Genomic DNA, 19,568 nt, shown 5'->3' on the forward strand with positions numbered 1-19,568 from the left:
ATCGGCGACCTCCGACATCGGCCCCTCGCGAGCCGGTGTCGGTGGGCGGACGTAGGCTGGCCCGCATGAGCATGCACGGAGGTGGCGGGAGCATGTTCCGCGGTGTGGATGCCGACATGCAGCGCAAGCGCAACGCGCAGGCGCCGCGGGTGGCCGACCTCGGACGCCGTGTGGTGGAACTGTTCCGGCCGTATCGCTGGCGCATCGCCCTCACCGCGCTCCTCGTCGTCGTGGGCGCCGCGGTCGCCGTCATCCCCCCGCTGCTCGTCCAGCGCATCTTCGACGACGCCCTGTTCCCGGTCGACGGGTCGTCGCCCGACCTGCGCCTGCTCGCGATGCTCGTGAGCGTCATGATCGGTCTGTTCCTGCTGTCGGCGGGCCTGAACGTCGGACAGACCTGGCTGACCGCCACGGTGGGCAACCGCGTCACCGGCGACCTGCGCACGCGGCTGTTCGATCATCTGCAGGCGATGGAGCTCGGTTTCTTCACGCGCACGAAGACCGGTGTCATCCAGTCCCGCCTGCAGAACGACGTCGGCGGGGTGTCGGGCGTGCTGACCAACACGGTCACGAGCATCCTCGGCAACGCGGTCACGGTGATCGCCTCGCTCGTGGCGATGATCCTCATCGACTGGCGGCTGACGCTCATCGCCGTCGCGCTCATGCCCTTCCTCATCTTCGTGCAGCGCCGCGTGGGCCAGGTGCGCGCGCGCATCGCGGGCGAGACGCAGGAGTCGCTCTCGGAGCTGTCCGCGATCACGCAGGAGACCCTGAGCGTGTCCGGCATCCTGCTGTCGAAATCGTTCAACCGTCAGCGCACCGAGTCGGCGCGTTTCGACGCCGAGAACGACAATCAGGTGCGCCTGCAGGTGCGTCGTGCGATGAGCGGCCAGGGCTTCTTCGCCGTGGTGCAGGTGATCATGTCGAGCGTGCCCGCGGTCATCTACCTCGTCTCGGGCTACCTGATCGGCGGGGGAGCGGGCGCGATCACGGCCGGCACGATCGTCGCCTTCACGACGGTGCAGGCGCGGCTGCTCATGCCGCTCATGGGACTCATGCGCGTCGCGCTCGACGTGCAGACCTCGTCGGCGCTGTTCGCCCGCATCTTCGAGTACCTCGATCTGCGTCCGGCGATCGTCGACGCCCCCGACGCGCTACCGGTGTCGGCGGCTCCGGGCCCGCTCGGGCGCATCGAGTTCCGCGACGTCGAGTTCCGCTACCCCGACGCCCCCGAACAGGCTCGTCCGACTCTCGACGGTGTCTCGTTCACGGTCGAGCCCGGTCAGCACGTCGCCTTCGTGGGGCCCTCGGGTGCGGGCAAGACGACCATCCTGTACCTCACGCCGCGCATGTACGAGGCGACGGGCGGCGCGGTGATGTTCTCGGGCGCCGATGTGCGCACGCTCGACCGCGCCTCGATCATCGACGAGATCGGCATCGTCTCGCAGGAGACCTACCTCTTCCACGCCACGGTCCGCGAGAACCTGCGCTACGCCCGCCCCGATGCGACCGACGACGAGATCGAGGCCGCGTGCCGCGCCGCGAACATCCACCACGTCATCGCGGGCTTCGAAGCGGGCTACGACACGGTCGTCGGCGAGCGCGGCTACCGCCTGTCGGGCGGCGAGAAGCAGCGCATCGCGATCGCCCGCGTGCTGCTGAAAGACCCGCCGGTCCTGCTCCTCGACGAGGCGACGAGCGCGCTCGACACCGTCTCCGAGCGCATCGTGCAGGAAGCCCTCGAGACCGCGTCCCACGGCCGCACCACCCTGTCCATCGCGCACCGTCTCTCGACGGTGATCGGCGCCGACCGGATCCACGTGGTGGATGCCGGCCGCATCGTCGAATCCGGAACGCACGGTGAGCTGCTGGCCCGGGGCGGGCTGTACGCGAGCCTCGCCGCCGAGCAGTTGGCGGCGTCGTTCGTGCTCGCCGAGGAGCAGCTCGACGAAGCGGGCCTCGCTCGCGCTGCCCTCCCGGCGCGTCGCGCCGACGAGGCTCCCGCCTGACGCGCGCCCACAGCACGCCGTAACTGCCCGGGACCTGTCACGCGGCCCGAGCGCCCGCGAGCCGGCCGGGCACGACGCCCGCGGCGGGCGTCACGCGGGCAGCGACTCCACGAACGCCTCCAGCGCGATGCCGTACGCCGCGTCGGGATGCGTCTCGGCGATGGTGAGCAGTGGCGGCAGATCGAGCGTGCGGATGAGCGCCCCGCGCTCGCGCACCGCCGCATCCGCGCCGGCGGCGCGCAGCACCGCGATTCCCTCGCCGAGGGCTTCGAGGTAGTCGCGCAGCACCTCGACCTCGCCGAGCCGCTGCGTGATCGAGCCGCCGTCGCGCCGCTGGCGCCACTCCACGATCACGTCGGGGATGACGTCGAACGCGGTGGCCGCGGTGTACATCCGCTGCGCGAGCACCTGGTCCTCGTAGTACCGCCCTTCCGGGAAGCGCAGGCCCTGCTCTCCCCAGAAGTCGGTGCGGCTCATCTTCGACCACGCGACGATGTTCCCGGATGCCGCCGGGTGCTGCGCGAGCGATATCGCGGACCGGGCCGGGTCGGTGGCCGCCGCTACCCACGGCTGCACGTCGCCGGCGGTGTAGCCGGGGCCGTCGGCATCCGGTCGCAGTCGCACGTACGCACCCACGACGAAGGAGCTGCCGGTGCGGTCGAGCGTGTCGGCCAAGCGCGAGAGGGCGTCGGGGCGCATCACGTCGTCGGCGTCGAGGAAGGCGGTGTACGGGGTCTGCACGAGGGAGAGTCCGGTGTTGCGGGCGGCGCCGAGGCCGCGCTGCTCGTCGTGCCGGACGAAGCGGAACCGGGGGTCGTCGGCCTCGGCATCCGCGAAGATGCGGGCCGTGTCGTCTCTCGAGGCGTCGTCGACCAGGACGGCCGTCCAGTGCGGGTGCGACTGGGCGCGGAGGGAGTCCAGGGCCTCCTCGGCGTAGTCGGCGACGTCGAAGCCGGGGACGATGACGGTGACTCCGGTGGTGCTCACCCGCGCGATCCTACGGCGGTGACGGCGGCGACGACGGCATCTGCGACGGCGTCGAGAGATCCCGTCAGCGACCGCGGCAGCGTGAAGCGCACGGCGGTGCGCGCCTCGTCGTGGTCGACGCCGACCGCCAGCAGCACGTGCGACGCCTCGTCGCTGCCCGCCGCGCACGCCGATCCGCTCGACGAGACCACCCCGCGCCGCTCGAGCTCGAGGAGGACGGTCTCGCCGTTCGTGCCGGGGAAGACGAAGCTCGCCGTGCCGGGGAGCCGGTGCGAAGGGTGTCCGGTGAGGCGTGCGCCGGGCACGTTCGCGAGCACGCGAGCGATGAACGCGGCCGATAGGGCGCCGACGCGGGCGGCGGCCTCGCCCCTCTCGGCCTCGGCGATCTCGAGGGCGGTGGCGATCGCGACGGCACCGGCCACGTCGGGGGTTCCGGAGCGACGGCCGCGCTCCTGTCCGCCTCCGTGCAGGAGCGGTTCGAACGGCAGGCGGCCGCGCACGGCGAGAACTCCGGTGCCCTTCGGTGCTCCGACCTTGTGGCCGGCGATGGTCACGGCATCCGCTCCGGTGTCCGACAGGGGGAGCCACCCGGCGGCCTGCACCGCGTCGAGGTGCAGGGGGACCCCCCGTTCGTGTGCGACGGCGGCGAGGGCGGCGGCATCCTGGATCGTCCCGATCTCGTTGTTGGCGTACCCGATCGAGACCAGGGCGGTGTTCTCGCGCAGGGCGTCGGCGAGCGCGTCGGGCGTCAGGCTTCCGGTCGCGTCGACGGGGGCGTGGGTCACCTCGACGCCGTGCAGTCGCTGCAGATAGTCGGCCGAGGCGAGCACCGACTCGTGCTCGATCGCCGTCGTGACGAGGTGCGTCAGGGCGGAGCCGAGCACGAGCCCCTTGATCGCGGCGTTGTTCGACTCGGTGCCGCCGGAGGTGAAGACGACGTCGCCGGCGCGCATGCCGACGATCCGGGCGACGCGCCGGCGCGCGTCGTCGAGAGCGGATGCCGCGGCCTCGCCCACCTCGTGATGACTCGACGGGTTGCCGAAGACGCGCGTGAGGTACGGGGCCATCGCCTCGAGCACCTCGGGGCGCACGGGCGTCGAAGCGGCGTTGTCGAGGTAGAGGCTCACGCCGTCTCGATGCGGATGTCCAGGCCCAGGTCGAGAGCGGATGCCGAGTGGGTGAGCGCGCCGACCGAGATGACGTCGACGCCGGTCTCGGCGATCGCGCGGACGGTCTCGAGGCTCACGCCGCCCGACGCCTCGACCTGGGCCGCCCCGGCGATGCGGGCGACACCGGTGCGCAGGTCGTCGAGCGAGAAGTTGTCGAGCATGATCGTGCCGACCCCGGCGGCGAGGACCGCGTCGATCTGCTCGAGACGGTCGACCTCCACCTCGACGTGCGTGGTGTGCGGCAGACGGGCGATCGCGCTCTCGAGCGCCTGGGTGACCGAGAGGCCGTTCGCGGTGAGGACGGCGAGGTGATTGTCCTTGGCCATGACGGCATCCGACAGCGAGAACCGGTGATTGTGTCCGCCGCCGTCGCGCACGGCCTGCCTCTCGAGGGCGCGCAGGCCCGGCGTGGTCTTGCGTGTGTCGACGATGCGCGCGCCGGTGTGCGCGACCTCGGCGACGTATCGGCTGGTGAGGGTGGCGATCCCCGACATGCGCTGCACGAAGTTCAACCCGATGCGCTCGGCGGTCAGCACCGCGCGCGCGGGACCGGTGACCACGGCGAGCGTGTCGCCCGGCGCGAAGCGCGCGCCGTCGGCGACGCGCTGCTCGACCGCGATGGAGGGGTCGGTGAGGGTGAAGGCGGCGGCGAACACCGCGGCTCCGCTGAAGACGCCCTCGACCCGCGCGACGAGCTCGGCGCGGGCGACGGCGTCCTCGGGGATGAGTGTCTCGCTCGTGAGGTCGCCCCACGGGGCGTCCTCGTCGAGGGCGGCGGTGACGACGCGGTCGATGGTGGCGCGGGTCAGCATGCGAGGGCCTCCGAGGGAGAGGGGATGGATGCCGCGGCGGCGGCGGTGAGCGAGCCGGCGGCGTCGGAGCGGAAGTGCGCTCCCACCGAGGTCGTGCGCGCTCGCGCCGCGTCGACGACGCGTGTGGCGAGCAGCAGCAGGTTGTCGTCCTCGATCGAGCGGGGGACGGACTGGGCCGCCCACGCGGCGAGGGTCGAGGCCGCGCGGTCGAGCCCCGCGGCGTCGCGCTCGAGGCCCGCGTGGTCCCACATCAGCTGCTGGAGGGCTGCGCGCGAGAACGCGGGGGCGTCGTCCGCGACCGCGACCGGCGCCGGTGGCGCGACGACCGCGCGGGAGACGGGCCATGCGCGGTCGGTCGCGGCGGCGTCTCCCGCCCGTGCTCCGAACACGGCCCCTTCGAGAAGCGAATTGGATGCCAACCGGTTGGCGCCGTGCACGCCGGTGCGGGCCGTCTCGCCCACCGCGTACAGGCCCGGGACGCTGGTGCGTCCGTCGAGGTCGGTGACGACCCCACCCATCAGGTAGTGCGCCGCCGGTGTCACCGGGATGGGCGCTCGCGCCCAGTCGAGTCCGCGCTCACGCACGGCCGCGTCGATCGTGGGGAAGCGCTGGGCGAGACGCGCGGCGCCCAGAGTCGTGGCGTCGAGGCGGACCGGGCGTCCGTGCTGCGCCGCCATGGCGCGCGCGTTGGCGCGGGCCACGACGTCGCGGGGGGCGAGCTCGCCGTCGGGGTGGGCGTCGAAGGCGAAACGGCGTCCGCTGTCGTCGATGAGCACGGCCCCCTCGCCCCGGACCGCCTCGGAGACGAGGAAGGGGGCGCCGACCGCGAGGGCCGTCGGGTGGAACTGCACGAACTCGAGGTCGGCCACCGCGGCTCCCGCGCGGATCGCGGCGGCGATGCCGTCACCGGTCGCCCCGACGGGGTTGGTGGTGTGCGCGTAGAGTTGTCCGGCCCCTCCCGTGGCGAGGATGACGGCGTCGGCGGCGAGGCGCTCGCCGTCGGCGAGCTCGACCCCGCGGACCCGGTCGCCTTCGAGCAGCAGGTCGCGCAGCAGGGCGTGTTCGCGGAGGGGGATGCCGGCGCGGCGCACCGCGTCGCCGAGGGCGGCCTGGATGGCGGCTCCGGTCGCGTCGCCGCCGGCGTGCAGCACCCGGGCGACGGCGTGGGCCGCCTCGAGTCCGCGCGAGAAGTCGCCGTCCGCGGCGCGGTCGAACGCCACGCCTCGCGCCACGAGCTCGGCGATGCGGGCGGGGCCCTCGCCGACGAGGACGTCGACGGCGTCCGGGTCGTTCAGACCCGCCCCCGCGGTGAGGGTGTCGGCGGCGTGCGAGGCGATCGTGTCGGCCGGGTCGGTGACGGCGGCGATGCCGCCCTGCGCCCACCGCGTGTTCGTGTCGGGCAGGGCGCCCTTGGTCACGACGGTGACGCGGCATCCGGCTTCGTGGGCGTGCAGCGCCGCCGTGAGACCGGCGATGCCGCTCCCCACCACGACGACGGTGGTCATTTCACCGCACCGTTCGGCTTGGCGGCGAGCATGCGCTCCAGCGCCACGGTCGCGGGCTCGGCCACGTCGGCAGGGACGGTGATGCGGTTGACGACCTCACCCGCGACGAGAGATTCGAGCACCCACGCGAGGTAGCCCGGGTGGATGCGGTACATCGTCGAGCAGGGGCACACGACCGGGTCGAGGCAGAAGATCTCGTGCTGCGGATATTGCGCGGCCAGGCGCTGCACGAGGTTGATCTCGGTGCCGATCGCGAAGGTCGTGGGCTCCGTCGCGGCGGCGATCGCCTTGCGGATGATGTCGGTCGATCCTGCCTCGTCGGCGGCATCCACGACGTCCATCGGGCACTCGGGGTGCACGATCACGCGGACGCCGGGGTGCTCGGCGCGGGCCTTCTCGATCTGGTCGACGGAGAAGCGGCGGTGCACCGAGCAGAAGCCGTGCCACAGGATGACGCGGCTGTCTTCGAGCTGTTCCGCGGTCGAGCCGCCGAGGGCCTTGCGCGGGTTCCACATCGGCATCTGCTCGAGCGGCACGCCCATCGCCTTCGCGGTGTTGCGGCCGAGGTGCTGGTCGGGGAAGAACAGCACGCGGCGTCCGCGCGCGAAGGCCCACTCGAGCACGGTGCGGGCGTTCGACGAGGTGCAGACGATCCCGCCGTGGCGACCGACGAAGCCCTTGATGGCGGCGCTGGAGTTCATGTACGTCACCGGGATCACGGGCACGAGGCCCTCGGCATCCGGGGTCTCGAGGTCTCCGAGCACGTCTTCGAGCTGCTCCCAGCACTCCTCGACCTGGTCGATGTCGGCCATGTCGGCCATCGAGCAGCCCGCGGCGAGGTTCGGCAGGATCACGGCCTGCTCGGGGCGCGAGAGCAGATCCGCGGTCTCGGCCATGAAGTGCACGCCGCAGAAGATGATCGCCTCGGCCTCGGGGCGGTCCTTCGCGGCGTTGGCGAGCTGGAACGAGTCGCCCACGTAGTCGGCGTGGCGCACGACCTCTTCGCGCTGGTAGAAGTGCCCGAGCACGACGACGCGATCGCCCAGCGTCGCCTTCGCGGCGCGGATGCGGGCGTCGAGCTCGTCGTCGGACGCGTCGCGGTACTGCTGCGGAAGCTCGCCCTGGCGCGGGGCGCCGGTGGGGATGACGTCACCCATCGACGAGCCGGGACCGTAGCCCGGGCGCGTGTCGAAGTCCCAGGGGCCCACGGCGAGGTCGGTCGTGCAGGTCGCGTCGGTGGACGCGCCCGAGACGATCGCCTGGATCGCGTGGTCGACGCTGGGGTCGATCGCGGGACGCGGCTGCAGGGTGAGGGGTGTGGCGGACATGGGCGTTTCCGATCAGTGACGGGACGGGAGCGGGCCGCGGTCGGCGAGCTCCACGTCGCGGTTGTAGCGGTAGAGGCGGGCGGGGCGATGGCTTCCGGTGCGGAAGCGCTCGGTCGGGATGAGGGTCTCGCTCGTGTCGACCTGGCGGCGGAAGTTCGCCGGGTCGAGGCGTTTGCCGAGGATCGACTCGGTGACCTCGCGCAGGTCGGCGAGGGTGAACTCGTCGGGCAGCAGTCCGTGCGCGATGCGGCTGTAGCCGACCTTGTTGCGCAGCCGCCACAGCGTGTACTCGACGATGTCGTTGTGGTCGAAGGCCAGCGCCGGCAGATCGGTCGCGTCGAACCACTCGACGTTCTCGGGGGCGTCACCCTCGCGCGCGTGCGCGGCCACCTGGGCGTCGACCTCGTCGGAGCGCAGCAGGGCCCAATACACGATCGACACGACGCGGGTGGGGGAGCGGTCGACGGCGCCGAAGGCGTACAGCTGTTCGAGGTAGCTGGGGGTGAGGCCGGTCGTCTCGGCGAGGGTCCGGGATGCCGCGGTGTCGAGGCCCTCGGTGGCATCCAGCCATCCGCCGGGCAGTGCCCACAAGCCGTCGAACGGGTCGCGCGTGCGGCGGACGAGCGGGAGCGACAGCACGGGCTCGTCGTCGGCGTCGCGGCGCACGCTGAAGATCACGGTCGACACCGCGACGCGCACGTCGGCGTCGCGGGACTCGGGGCGAGGGGTTCGTGTCATGGTGACCATATCTCCGCTTCGATCTTAGTGTCACTCCGACCCGAAGGGCGAATCCGGAGATTCCGTCGCGAGAAACGCCGATCCTGGCGAGACACGGTCGGACGCCGCGTGTCTCGTCAGCGACGGCGTTTCTCGAGCCGAACGAGCGGGGGAGCGCGGGGGCGCCGCGCGTCGAAAGCGTTCTCCCAGACGCGCCGCCTAGCCTCGAGAAGGACTCAGGAGGTCGGATGCCGATCATCGACATCGTTCTGATCGCCCTTCTCGCGATCGCTCTCATCACGGGCCTGTCGCGCGGCTTCCTCGCCACGATCGGCTTCTTCGCCGGGCTCGCGGCCGGGGCCGTCGCCGCCTACTGGGTGACGCCGTTCGTCGGCCAGTGGGTGACCGCCCCCGCCTGGCGCGGACCGGCGATGATCCTCACCGGCATCCTGCTTCTGCTGATCGGGTCCGGCCTCGGCAGCGCCGTGGGCGGGTTCTTCCGCCGCGGCGCCGACCGCATCAAGCTGCGCGTACCCGAGCGCCTGCTCGGCGGGGTCGTGAACGTCGCCGCCGCCGCACTCACGGTCTCGTTCGTCGCCGGATCCCTCACCCCGGTCGGGCTCCCGGTCGTCTCGGCCGCGCTCGGCTCGTCGGCCGTGGTGCGCACGATCGACGACCTCACTCCGCCGCCGGTGCGCGGAGCGCTCGCCGACCTGCGCGGACAGGTCTTCGCCGGCGGCATCCCGAGCTTCGGCTCGCTCATCCAGATCGGCCCGGTGCCCAGCGCGCCCGCGATCGCCCTCGACGACCCGGCCCTGACGCAGGCCGCGCAGTCGGTGGCGCGCATCTCGGGAACCGCCTACGCGTGCGGCATCACCTCGAGCGGATCGGGCTTCGTCGTCGCCGACGACCGCATCGTCACCAACGCCCACGTCGTCGCCGGGGTCGACACCCCGCTCGTCGAGCTCCCCGGTCGGCCCGCGCGAGAGGGGCGCGTCACCTACTTCGATCCCACCGACGACATCGCCGTGATCTCGGTGGACCAACTGGATGCCGCGGCCCTCCCCATCGTGCCGACGCTCGCGGTGGGCGATTCCGCCGTCGTCCAGGGCTACCCCGGTGGCGGCCCCTTCACCTCCGGCAGCGCGCAGATCCTCTCCGAGGGCACGGTGCCCGTGCCCGACATCTACGACTCGTCCTCCGCCCCGCGCGACATCTACGCCATCGCGGGCATCGTGCGCCCCGGCAACTCCGGGGGGCCGCTGCTCACCACCTCGGGAGAGGTGGCCGGTATCGTCTTCGCCCGCTCCGACACGGACGACAACGTCGGATACGCGATGACGCCCGCCGAACTCGAACCGGTGATGGCTCAGATCGGCGCACTGTCGACGCCCGTGGCATCCGGGAGCTGCACGCGCGGTTGAGGCCCGTCTCGTCCGTCGGTTCGGTGCGCTCTCCGAAGGCGATGGCGAGAACGCGGAGCGCGGGGGTTCGCGAGCGCTCCCGCCTGCGGGGGTGAAGTTGTCCACAGGGTGACGGGACGACCCGCGCCGGCTCCCTACGCTCTCTGCCACGCCGCTCATCTCCCTCTCCCTCGACGAGGTGCGGCGGGCCGCGACGAAGGTGAAGGACGTCTCCGCCGGCCTCCGCCCCCTGCCGCTGCTGGACATCCCCGGCCAGTCCGATCTCTCCCTCGCGATCGCCGAGTTCATCGCCTGCATGAACGACTGCCGATCCGAGCGCGAGAGGGAGATCGAGGCGCTGTCGACGGGGCTGAGCGAGGTCGCCGATCTCTTCGAACGTGGCGAAGCGGATGCCGTCGACGAGTACCGCGCGCTCGCCGCGAGCGTCGGATGGACCCTCCGGTGACGGCCGAACTCGGGCAGTCCACGGATCCAGTGCGCCTCATCGCCGGAGACGCAGACGCCCTGCACCGCACCGTCGCGCTGTGGAGGGCTCGCGCGGAGGACGCGGAACGATCCGCCGCGGCACTACGTCCGTTGCGGACGGTGCCGGACTGGGCGGGCGAGGCCGCCGACGCCTACGCGCGACGCGTCACGGCCGGAGCGTCGCGGTGGGAGGCGATGGCCTCGGCCTTCCGCGCGGCGCACGCGGCCCTGGAGGAGTTCGCCGCCGCCCTCGCCGCCGCTCGCGCACGCGCCGGTGACGCCGTCGATCTGTGGAACCAGGCGGAAGCGATGGATGCCGCCGCGACGACGACACCGGCCTTCCCCGCACCGGATCGGCAGCCGTTGCGCGGCCTCGAACCGCGGGCCGAGGCCCGATCGATCCTCGACGACGCGCGCTCCGCGCTCGCCGCGGCGGCGGACCGGGCCGCCGCCGCCCTCCGCGCCGCGATCGCGACCCCGGGCCTCGACGCGGACGAATGGCTCGCCGTGCTGACGGGCTGCATCTCCGCCGGACAGATGCTCGACGCGATCGCCGGCGCCGACGGTCCGAGCCTCGCCGCGGTGCTGCGCGCGAAGCCCGCGCTCGCCGACGTCCTGGCCCAGGCGGAGCCTTCCGCGGTCGCTCCCTGGTGGGCGGCGCTCTCCGACGCCCAGCGCAACGCCCTCGTCTTCGCCGCGCCCGCCGTGATCGGCAACCTCGGTGGGGTCGCCTACGCCGCGCGCGACCGGGCCAACCGCCTGTGGCTCGACGCGCAGCTCGCCGAGGCGCGTGCGGCGCAGAAGGTGGTGGAGAAGGCGGAGGAGCCTGCTTACGGTTCGCGGGTCAACGCGGTTGCTGGTGCGGAGGCCTCGGAGGAGCGGCTGGAGGCTGCTCGGGCGCGGGTGGCGGGGCTGGAAAACATCGCAGCAACCCTCGAAGCGCACGACGGTAGCGCTGAGAGGCAGCTCATCTCTCTGACGTCGGACGCGCCACCGCTTGCCGCCGTCTCCATCGGCAACCTCGACGCCGCTGACAACATCACATTCACCGTGCCCGGAATGGGGACGACAACCCAACATATGGATGACTGGGCACGTGTGACGCAGAATCTGGCGACGATGCAAGCCCAGCTGGATCCCTCACGATCCCACGCGACTGTTGCGTGGCTCGGCTATCAGACGCCACCTGTGCCGACGGGGTTCGATGAACTCGATGTCCTCGGTTCCAGTCTCGCCGAGCAGGGCGGGGAAAAGTTGGCTGACGCCATTCGAGCACTCGAGTGCTCACGAGAGGGCGTAGACATCAACGTTGTGGCCCATTCATACGGGACGACTACCGCATCGTTCGCTCTCACCCAGGACGACGTTCACGTCGAAACCTTCGTCACTCTGGGATCGGCCGGGCTTCCGCCTGAGATCAACGAGGCTTCGCTCCTCCACGCGAACGAGGTTTATGCAGGGCAGGCGCAAGATGTCTTGGCCATCGATCCTGCGGGCGGCGACCCCTGGGCATGGGTCGGTCGCACATCACCAGCTCATCCAGTCGACCCGATCGCGCCGGATTTCGGCGCTCACGCGTTCAGCGTCGCTGCGGAAGGCGAATTGCTGCCTGTGACTCAGCACGAGACCAGTACTTCACAGGGCACGGGTTATCTAGACCCTAGAACCGAGTCTTTGCGCAATGTTGCGGCTGCGACCGTGGGGTTCAGCAAGAAGGTGACGGATTATGTCCCTCCGGGGCCGACGCCGTTTCAGCAGTCGTTGATCGAAGGGATGACTCATGGTGGGTGACGGTGAACGAGTGATTCGATGGATCATCAGCGCGACCGCCTTGTTGGGGCTGAACTTGGCACTCGCTGCCTGTGCATCGTCGGCAGACGTGAGTCCGCAAACAGCTCGCGAGCAGCTCACAACGACGATCGAGGAGAGCGCGGCCATTCTCGGCGGAGTGGAATGGGCGGAAGTGGCCCCCGCGGATGGGGGAAACTGTGGCGACCAGCCCGGCCAACGCGTCAATTACAACTACTGGTACAGTGCTGCGCCCCAGACGGGGCGTGATCATGCGGCTGACGCCCAAAGAATGGCGGAGCATTGGAGAGAGCTCGGGATGGACGTCAGAGTCGTGGAGAGTCCGTCATATGTGGTGTATGCCACGGGAGGTCCCGTTGAGGGGCTGTCTTTCTCTACATCGCCGGGAAATTACTACATCACCGGAACCTCCCTCTGCGTCCCCGGCGATGCCGACGAAATCCGTAAACAGGACAACGGCTGAACATCTCACGGCGGCCGTCGATGCTCCGCTAGGCTGACCCCACAAGTCCACACCGGCCCCATGATCGATGCGGGAGAGCTCCGGCGAACGCAGCCGGGCACCGAAGGAGCAAGCCTCCCCGCCAATCTCTCAGGTACGCGTACCGCGTCGATCGGGCCACTCTGGAAAGAGGTTCGGGATGCCACGTCCCCGAACCCGCCGACGGTGAAAGCCGCGCCGCCCGAAACGCTGCGCCGGTGAAACTCTCAGGCCCATGACAGAGGGGGAGTTCTTCAGGCGCCGACCGGCGTCTGTCCGTCACCGCGAACGGCAGAACTCATGACCGACACCCCCGCTCCACCGCGCACGTCGCCGCTGCACGACCGGCACGAGGCCCTCGGCGCCTCGTTCACCGACTTCGGCGGCTGGAACATGCCCGTGCGCTACACCTCCGACCTCGCCGAGCACCGCGCCGTGCGCGAAGCCGCGGGTCTGTTCGACATCTCGCACATGGCCGAGTTCCGCGTCGACGGCCCGCGATCGGCCGCGTTCCTCGACCACGTGCTCGCCGGTCGCCTCTCCACCATGAAGGTGGGCAAGGCGAAGTACTCCCTCGTTCTCGCCGAGTCGGGCGGGATCATCGACGACGTGATCGTCTACCGCACGGGCGACGACTCCTTCCTCGTCATCTCGAACGCGGGCAACCGGGATGCCGTGGCCGCCGCGTTCGCGACCGCGCAGGCGACGTGGCTCCCCGCCTCGGACGCCTCGACGGGCTCAGCGACCGACGCCCCCGACACCGCGACCGAGGTCGCGGAGCCCGTCGAAGGGACCGGAACCCTCACGGTCGCCGACGTCACCGACTCCTACGCGCTTATCGCCCTCCAGGGCCCCGAGGCGCGTGGCATCCTGAGCTCCACCCCGGGGGTCGAGATCACCGGCACTCCGCTGGACGAGCTCGGCTACTACGCCTGGACCGCGGGCACCTTCGACGGCGCTCCTCTGTTCGTCGCCCGCACCGGATACACCGGTGAAGACGGCTACGAGCTGATGATCCCCACCGCGCAGGCCGGCGCCCTGTGGGATGCCGCGCTCGCCGCGGGCGCCGACCGCGGGCTCGTCCCGTGCGGACTCGCAGCGCGTGACACCCTGCGCCTCGAGGCCGGCATGCCGCTGTACGGTCACGAGCTCTCGCGCGACACCGTCCCCGCTCAGGCGGGCCTCGGCCGCGTCGTCGCGGTCGACAAAGAGACGTTCGTCGGGAAGGCGGGACTGTCGTCCGGACCCGCCGACGCCCCCGTGCTCGTCGGGCTCGTGTCGGACGGCCGCCGCGCCGGACGCGCCGGCTACGCCGTGCTGCACGGCGACGACACCGTCGGCGAGATCACCAGCGGTGCCCTCAGCCCCACCCTCGGCCACCCCGTCGCGATGGCGTTCGTCGCCCCCGCGGCATCCGCCATCGGAACCGAACTGACCATCGACGTGCGCGGAACCCGCATCCCCGCGACCGTCACCGCCCTTCCCTTCTACCGGAGAAACGCATGACCGACCTCACCGCCCTCAGCTTCACCTCCGAGCACGAGTGGATCGCCCTCGAGGGCGACATCGCCACCGTGGGGATCACCGACTTCGCCGCCGACAAGCTCGGCGACGTCGTGTTCGTCGAACTCCCGGGCGCCGACTCCGCGGTCAGCGCGGGCGACGTCTGCGGTGAGATCGAGTCGACCAAGTCGGTCGGCGAGCTCTACGCGCCGCTGTCGGGAACCGTCGTCGAGGTGAACGACGCCGTCGTCGACGACCCCTCGCTCGTCAACGCAGAACCTTTCGCCGGCGGCTGGCTCATCAAGATCCGCGTCGAGGGCGAGCTCCCCGGCGACCTGCTCGACCGCGCCGCCTACGAGGACCTCACCGCATGAGCACCGTCCTTCCTTCCCGCACGGATGCCGGAACCCCGGCCGCCTTCACCGATCGCCACATCGGCATCGGACCCGACGCGCAGGCGCACATGCTCGAGGTCGTCGGGTACGACAGCGTCGAGGCTCTCGTCGAGACCGCCGTTCCGGCATCCATCCACGTCCGGCCCCGCGAGACCAGCGACATCCCCGTCGCCGCGACCGAGGCCGAGGCGCTGGCCGAGCTGCGCGAGCTGGCGACCGCGAACCGTTCCGCCCGCCCGATGATCGGCCTCGGCTACTACGACACCTTCACCCCGTCGGTGATCGCGCGCAACGTCCTCGAGAACCCCTCCTGGTACACGGCCTACACGCCGTACCAGCCCGAGATCTCGCAGGGGCGCCTCGAGGCGCTCATCAACTTCCAGACGATGGTCACCGACCTGACGGGGCTCGCCACGGCGAACGCCTCGATGCTGGACGAGTCCACCGCCGTGGTCGAGGGCATGCTCGTCGCCCGCCGCGCCTCGAAGGCCAAGACCGACGTCTTCCTCGTCGACGTCGACGCCCTGCCGCAGACCAAGGCGCTGCTGCACCACCGCGCGGCGGCGGTCGGCATCCGCATCGTCGAGACGTCGTTCGCGGGCGAGGTGCCCGACGCGTTCGGCGCGTTCGTGCAGTACCCCGGCGCGACCGGTCGCGTGTGGGACTTCTCGGCCGTCGCCGAGGCGGTGCACGCGAACGGCGGTCTCGTCGTGGCCGCGGCCGACCTGCTCGCGCTCACGCTGCTGCGCTCGCCCGGTGCCCTCGGCGCCGACGTCGCCGTCGGCACGACCCAGCGCTTCGGCGTCCCCCTCGGCTTCGGCGGACCGCACGCCGGATACATGGCCGTGCGCGCAGGCCTCGAGCGGCAGCTGCCGGGGCGTCTGGTGGGCGTGTCGCAGGATGCCGTCGGCGCCCCCGCCTACCGCCTGTCGCTGCAGACGCGCGAACAGCACATCCGCCGAGAGAAGGCGACGTCGAACATCTGCACCGCTCAGGTGCTGCTGGCCGTCATGGCCGCGATGTACGCCGTGTACCACGGGCCCGACGGGCTGCGGGCGATCGCGACCCGCGTCGCGCGCACGACCGACTCCCTGGCATCCGCTCTGCGGTCGTACGACCTCACCCTCGCGAGCGACGCGTTCTTCGACACCGTGCGCGTGCACGTCCCCGGTCGGGCGCAGGACGTCGTCGATCGCGCACGTGAGCGCGGCTATCAGCTGCTGTGGATCGATGACGCGACCGTGGGCGTCTCGGTGGACGAGACGACGACGGATGCCGACCTCGCGGCCGTGCTGGACGCGTTCGGCCTCGAGGGCTTCGGCTCCGGCGCCTTCGGCTCGGCGGCGATCGAGCTGCCGGAGGGTGAGGCCCTCCGCGGCGTCGACGGCGCGCTGCACCGCGACGACGAGTACCTCACGCACCCCGTCTTCCACGCGCACCGCAGCGAGACGGCGATGATGCGGTACCTCAAGACGCTCGCCGACCGCGACTACGCGCTCGACCGCGGCATGATCCCGCTGGGCTCGTGCACGATGAAGCTCAACGCCGCGACCGAGATGGCGGCCGTGTCGTGGCCCGAGTTCTCGCGCGTGCACCCCTTCGCCCCCGAGGCAGACGTGCGCGGCTACCTCGAGATGATCGAGCAGCTCGAACGGTGGCTCGCGGAGGTCACGGGCTACGACGCCGTCTCGCTGCAGCCGAACGCCGGATCGCAGGGCGAGCTCGCGGGCCTGCTCGCGATCCGCGGCTACCACCTCGCGAACGGCGACACCGAGCGCACCGTCTGCCTCATCCCGTCGTCGGCCCATGGCACGAACGCCGCGTCGGCGGTCCTCGCGGGCATGAAGGTCGTGGTCGTCGCGTGCGACGAGGCCGGCAACGTCGACCTCGGCGACCTGCGCGCGAAGATCGCACAGCACGCGGCCGAGCTGTCGGCCCTGATGATCACGTACCCCTCGACCCACGGGGTGTACGAGCACGACGTGCTCGAGATCACGCAGGCCGTGCACGACGCCGGCGGGCAGGTGTACGTCGACGGCGCCAACCTCAACGCGCTTCTCGGTTTCGCGCGCTTCGGCGACCTCGGCGGCGACGTCTCGCACCTCAACCTGCACAAGACGTTCGCGATCCCGCACGGCGGTGGCGGTCCGGGCGTGGGCCCGGTCGCCGCGAAGGCGCACCTGGCACCGTTCCTTCCCTCGCACCCGTTCTCGCAGCGTGCCGAGCACGCCGGCGGCGTGTTCGACGGCGGACCGGTCTCGGCGGCCCCGCACGGCTCCGCCGGCATCCTGCCGATCTCGTGGGCGTACGTGCGCATGATGGGCGCCGAGGGTCTGCGTCAGGCGACGGCCGCGGCGGTGCTCTCGGCCAACTACATCGCCACGCGCCTGCGCGAGCACTACCCGGTGCTCTACGCCGGCGAGGGCGGTCTGGTCGCGCACGAGTGCATCCTCGACCTGCGCCCGCTCAAGGAGCAGACCGGGGTGACGGTCGACGACGTGGCCAAGCGCCTCATCGACTACGGATTCCACGCGCCGACGATGTCGTTCCCGGTCGCCGGCACCCTCATGGTCGAGCCGACCGAGAGCGAAGACCTCGCCGAGCTCGACCGCTTCGTGGATGCCATGATCGCGATCAAGCACGAGGCCCTCGCGGTCGCCGCGGGGGAGTGGCCGGGCGACGACAACCCGCTCGTCAACGCCCCGCACACCGCCGAGACGGTGGTCGTGGGGGAGTGGGAGCACCCCTACTCGCGCGAGACCGCCGTCTACCCCGTGCGCTCGCTCATCCGGGGCAAGTACTGGCCGCCGGTGCGTCGCATCGACCAGGCCTACGGCGACCGCAACCTGGTGTGCTCGTGCCCGCCCCCGGAGGCGTTCGCCTGAGTCCGCGTCGCGGCGGCGGTTCCCGGCATCCGGGGCCGCCGCTCGCCCGCGGGCGGCGCTGGAGCGCGAGACTGCAGCGCGCTGACGATTCGGTTGCAGCACGCCGCCGAGTTGTCGGTGGCGTGCAGTTTCGGCGGCCGCTGGGCCCCGCCGGCCCGCACGCCCCGCACGCCCCGCACGCCCCGCCGGCCCGCAAGCCCCGCCGCCCCGCAAGCCCCGCCGCCCCGCCCCGGCGGCGCGCGCCCCGGGAATCCCCCAGGGCGGGTTTAGTACAGTTCCCCCTGTGCTGCACCGTGGGCTGAACGACGATCCTCGACCGACTCGACGACGCCGCGCAGCGGCACGGATCGCCGCCCTGCTCGCCGCGACCGGAGTGCTGCTGGCCGGATGCTCCGCGCCGGAGCCGGAGCCGGCCCCCGTCGAGCAGGCCCCCACCAGCCTCACCGTCGGGGTCGTGGGCTCGCTCACGAGCTTCAACGCCGCGAGCGCCACCGGCGACACCCCCGCGAACCGCGCGCTGTCGGCCTTGCTCGACGAGCGGCTCGGCTCGCTCGACGGCGACCTGCAGGTGGTCCCCAACAACGGTATGGGGCGTATCACACGTGTGCAGGGCGATCCGCTGAAGGTGAGCTACGAGCTCTTCCCCGACCGTGTCTGGTCGGACGGCACCCCGATCACCCTCGACGACCTCCTCTTCGGCTGGGCCGTCACCTCCCATTACTTCGACGACGCGACCTACGACGCGAGCGGACAGATCGTCTCGGGGACGCGCTACTTCGACACGGCCATGCCGGCCGACCCGAACGCGCGCACGACCCGCCCCAGCATCGACCGCGCCGACGACACGCTCACCCTCACCTACGACCAGCCGTTCGCCGACTGGAACCGCCAGTGGCTGCTCGACCGGCCCGTGCACGTCATCGCGCAGCGCGCGGGCGTGAGCGTGAAAGACCTGTTGACCGCGATCCTCACCACCCCCGCCGGAGACCCCGACGCTCCGCAGACACCCAACCCCGTGCTCCTCGCGGCGGCGCAGACGTGGAACACCGGTTTCGACATCGCTCCGGGCAGCACGCCGGATCCCGCGGGAGTGGTGTCGGCGGGCCCGTGGACGGTGACCGAGATCACCGCCGACACCGTGCAGCTCGCGCGACGGGATTCGTACCAGGGGGCGCACTTCCCGGGCCTCGAGCAGCTCACGGTCCGCTTCTTCGCGGACCGCGCCGCGCAGCTGTCCGCGATCGAGGCGGGGGTGGTCGACGTGGCGAACGTCGGCGACATCGACGTGGCCGAGAACAAGACGCTGACCGACGCGGGGTTCCAGGTGCAGGTCGGTCCGACCACGCAGACCCTGCACCTGCGGTTCGCCGAGCGCACGGCATCCGATCTGCGTCAGGCGATGACCCTCGCGATCGACCGCTCCTCCCTCGTGCAGGACGTGCTCGGGGCCGTGCGTCCCGACGCGCAGCCGCTGCAGTCGTTCCTGTCGTCACCGGCGGCGGGCTCGCTCTACGCCGACCTCGTGTCGGGCAACGGCGCCCCCGGAACCGGCAGCGACGTCGACGGGGCGCGCAGTGCTCTCGGCGACCGCGCCGCCGTGCTGCGCGTGGCCTACGACACCACCGACGACGTCTCGGCCCAGGTCTTCCCCCGGCTCGTGTCGATGGGGGCCCGCGCGGGCATCGCGGTCCGACTGGCGACCACGCCCGAGGAGGCGGATGCCACCCTCGCCTGGGTCGGCGAGGACGAGAGCCTCTACCGCTCGGCGCGCGACCGCATCGCGGAGGGCATCGAGGGCGCGAACACCAACGAGCTGTTCGACGACCTCACCGTGCACACCGACCCGGTCGACGTGCTGTCCGAGGCGAAGGAGATCGACCGGTCCCTGTTCGCGGCGTACGCAGGCGTGCCGCTCCTCGAGCGCACCGGGGCGGTCGTCACCGCGAAGGGCGTCGGGGGAGTGGCGTACACGTCGGAGCCCGACGGCATCCCGCCCGCGTTCTGGACCTGGACGCCGCCGCAGAGCTGAGCCCGATTCCCGGATGCCGGGACCCCGGCTCCGCGTCGATCGGCGGTGCG

General features: G+C 71.6%; 15 protein-coding genes and 2 riboswitches. Of the genes, 9 read left to right on the plus strand and 6 right to left on the minus strand.

The window, feature by feature from the left end:
* Positions 1 to 65 precede the first annotated feature (65 nt).
* The gene (locus FB047_RS00310) at positions 66 to 2,009 is read left to right on the plus strand and encodes an ABC transporter ATP-binding protein (RefSeq protein WP_136585271.1); all 1,944 of its coding nucleotides are present in this window, start codon (positions 66 to 68) and stop codon (positions 2,007 to 2,009) included.
* A gap of 90 nt (positions 2,010 to 2,099) precedes the next feature.
* Here FB047_RS00310 and FB047_RS00315 read toward each other — a convergent pair whose 3' ends face one another.
* The 6 genes from FB047_RS00315 to FB047_RS00340 are packed head-to-tail and all read right to left on the minus strand — an operon-like array spanning position 2,100 to position 8,548.
* Positions 2,100 to 2,996: a glycosyltransferase family 2 protein gene (locus FB047_RS00315; RefSeq protein ID WP_136585272.1), complete on the minus strand. Its 897-nt coding sequence runs from the start codon at positions 2,994 to 2,996 to the stop codon at positions 2,100 to 2,102.
* Entirely contained in the window at positions 2,993 to 4,063 is a 1,071-nt protein-coding gene (locus tag FB047_RS00320; protein WP_240752544.1) for a cysteine desulfurase family protein, read from the minus strand. The genes FB047_RS00315 and FB047_RS00320 overlap by 4 nt, the downstream gene beginning before the upstream one ends.
* 56 nt (positions 4,064 to 4,119) lie before the next feature.
* Positions 4,120 to 4,977, minus strand: a complete 858-nt coding sequence (gene nadC, locus FB047_RS00325) for a carboxylating nicotinate-nucleotide diphosphorylase (RefSeq protein WP_136585274.1) — start codon at positions 4,975 to 4,977, stop codon at positions 4,120 to 4,122.
* Positions 4,971 to 6,482, minus strand: a complete 1,512-nt coding sequence (gene nadB / locus FB047_RS00330) for an L-aspartate oxidase (RefSeq protein WP_136585275.1) — start codon at positions 6,480 to 6,482, stop codon at positions 4,971 to 4,973. The genes nadC and nadB overlap by 7 nt, the downstream gene beginning before the upstream one ends.
* A complete protein-coding gene (nadA, locus tag FB047_RS00335) occupies positions 6,479 to 7,810 on the minus strand; it encodes a quinolinate synthase NadA (RefSeq protein WP_136585276.1) in 1,332 nt (443 codons plus the stop codon). Before nadA ends, nadB begins: the two co-directional genes overlap by 4 nt.
* A 12-nt stretch (positions 7,811 to 7,822) precedes the next feature.
* The gene (locus FB047_RS00340; protein WP_167494107.1) at positions 7,823 to 8,548 is read right to left on the minus strand and encodes an NUDIX hydrolase; all 726 of its coding nucleotides are present in this window, start codon (positions 8,546 to 8,548) and stop codon (positions 7,823 to 7,825) included.
* Positions 8,549 to 8,775: 227 nt separating this feature from the next.
* Between FB047_RS00340 and FB047_RS00345 the strand changes: the two genes are divergently transcribed.
* From FB047_RS00345 to FB047_RS00380, 8 genes are all read left to right on the plus strand, one after another.
* Positions 8,776 to 9,951, plus strand: a complete 1,176-nt coding sequence (locus tag FB047_RS00345; RefSeq protein WP_136585277.1) for a MarP family serine protease — start codon at positions 8,776 to 8,778, stop codon at positions 9,949 to 9,951.
* Positions 9,952 to 10,150: 199 nt separating this feature from the next.
* Positions 10,151 to 10,396: a hypothetical protein gene (locus FB047_RS00350; protein ID WP_136585278.1), complete on the plus strand. Its 246-nt coding sequence runs from the start codon at positions 10,151 to 10,153 to the stop codon at positions 10,394 to 10,396.
* Positions 10,393 to 12,207 carry an alpha/beta hydrolase gene (locus FB047_RS17320; RefSeq protein ID WP_136585279.1) on the plus strand — a complete coding sequence of 605 codons (1,815 nt, stop codon included), beginning with the start codon at positions 10,393 to 10,395 and terminating at the stop codon, positions 12,205 to 12,207. The genes FB047_RS00350 and FB047_RS17320 overlap by 4 nt, the downstream gene beginning before the upstream one ends.
* Complete coding sequence (locus FB047_RS00360; RefSeq protein WP_136585280.1) at positions 12,197 to 12,688, plus strand: hypothetical protein; 492 nt, start codon at positions 12,197 to 12,199, stop codon at positions 12,686 to 12,688. The genes FB047_RS17320 and FB047_RS00360 overlap by 11 nt, the downstream gene beginning before the upstream one ends.
* 60 nt (positions 12,689 to 12,748) lie before the next feature.
* Positions 12,749 to 12,843, plus strand: a riboswitch (glycine riboswitch).
* Positions 12,844 to 12,958: riboswitch (glycine riboswitch) on the plus strand.
* Positions 12,959 to 13,006: 48 nt separating this feature from the next.
* Positions 13,007 to 14,212, plus strand: a complete 1,206-nt coding sequence (locus tag FB047_RS00365; RefSeq protein ID WP_136585281.1) for an aminomethyl transferase family protein — start codon at positions 13,007 to 13,009, stop codon at positions 14,210 to 14,212.
* A complete protein-coding gene (gcvH, locus tag FB047_RS00370; RefSeq protein ID WP_136585282.1) occupies positions 14,209 to 14,583 on the plus strand; it encodes a glycine cleavage system protein GcvH in 375 nt (124 codons plus the stop codon). Before FB047_RS00365 ends, gcvH begins: the two co-directional genes overlap by 4 nt.
* The gene (gcvP, locus tag FB047_RS00375; RefSeq protein ID WP_136585283.1) at positions 14,580 to 17,489 is read left to right on the plus strand and encodes an aminomethyl-transferring glycine dehydrogenase; all 2,910 of its coding nucleotides are present in this window, start codon (positions 14,580 to 14,582) and stop codon (positions 17,487 to 17,489) included. The genes gcvH and gcvP overlap by 4 nt, the downstream gene beginning before the upstream one ends.
* 283 nt (positions 17,490 to 17,772) lie before the next feature.
* A complete protein-coding gene (locus FB047_RS00380) occupies positions 17,773 to 19,518 on the plus strand; it encodes an ABC transporter substrate-binding protein (RefSeq protein WP_136585284.1) in 1,746 nt (581 codons plus the stop codon).
* Positions 19,519 to 19,568 lie beyond the last annotated feature (50 nt).

The organism is Microbacterium hydrothermale (assembly GCF_004854025.1).
GTDB lineage: Bacteria > Actinomycetota > Actinomycetes > Actinomycetales > Microbacteriaceae > Microbacterium > Microbacterium hydrothermale.

What these genes read in the sequence shown, in the direction of transcription:
- FB047_RS00310 (WP_136585271.1), top strand. Translation starts at nt 66, where the DNA reads ATGAGCATGCACGGAGGTGGCGGGAGCATGTTCCGCGGTGTGGATGCC.
- FB047_RS00320 (WP_240752544.1), bottom strand. Translation starts at nt 4,063, where the DNA reads ATGGCCCCGTACCTCACGCGCGTCTTCGGCAACCCGTCGAGTCATCAC.
- nadC (WP_136585274.1), bottom strand. Translation starts at nt 4,977, where the DNA reads ATGCTGACCCGCGCCACCATCGACCGCGTCGTCACCGCCGCCCTCGAC.
- nadB (WP_136585275.1), bottom strand. Translation starts at nt 6,482, where the DNA reads ATGACCACCGTCGTCGTGGTGGGGAGCGGCATCGCCGGTCTCACGGCG.
- nadA (WP_136585276.1), bottom strand. Translation starts at nt 7,810, where the DNA reads ATGTCCGCCACACCCCTCACCCTGCAGCCGCGTCCCGCGATCGACCCC.
- FB047_RS00340 (WP_167494107.1), bottom strand. Translation starts at nt 8,548, where the DNA reads ATGACACGAACCCCTCGCCCCGAGTCCCGCGACGCCGACGTGCGCGTC.
- FB047_RS00345 (WP_136585277.1), top strand. Translation starts at nt 8,776, where the DNA reads ATGCCGATCATCGACATCGTTCTGATCGCCCTTCTCGCGATCGCTCTC.
- FB047_RS00360 (WP_136585280.1), top strand. Translation starts at nt 12,197, where the DNA reads ATGGTGGGTGACGGTGAACGAGTGATTCGATGGATCATCAGCGCGACC.
- FB047_RS00365 (WP_136585281.1), top strand. Translation starts at nt 13,007, where the DNA reads ATGACCGACACCCCCGCTCCACCGCGCACGTCGCCGCTGCACGACCGG.
- gcvH (WP_136585282.1), top strand. Translation starts at nt 14,209, where the DNA reads ATGACCGACCTCACCGCCCTCAGCTTCACCTCCGAGCACGAGTGGATC.
- gcvP (WP_136585283.1), top strand. Translation starts at nt 14,580, where the DNA reads ATGAGCACCGTCCTTCCTTCCCGCACGGATGCCGGAACCCCGGCCGCC.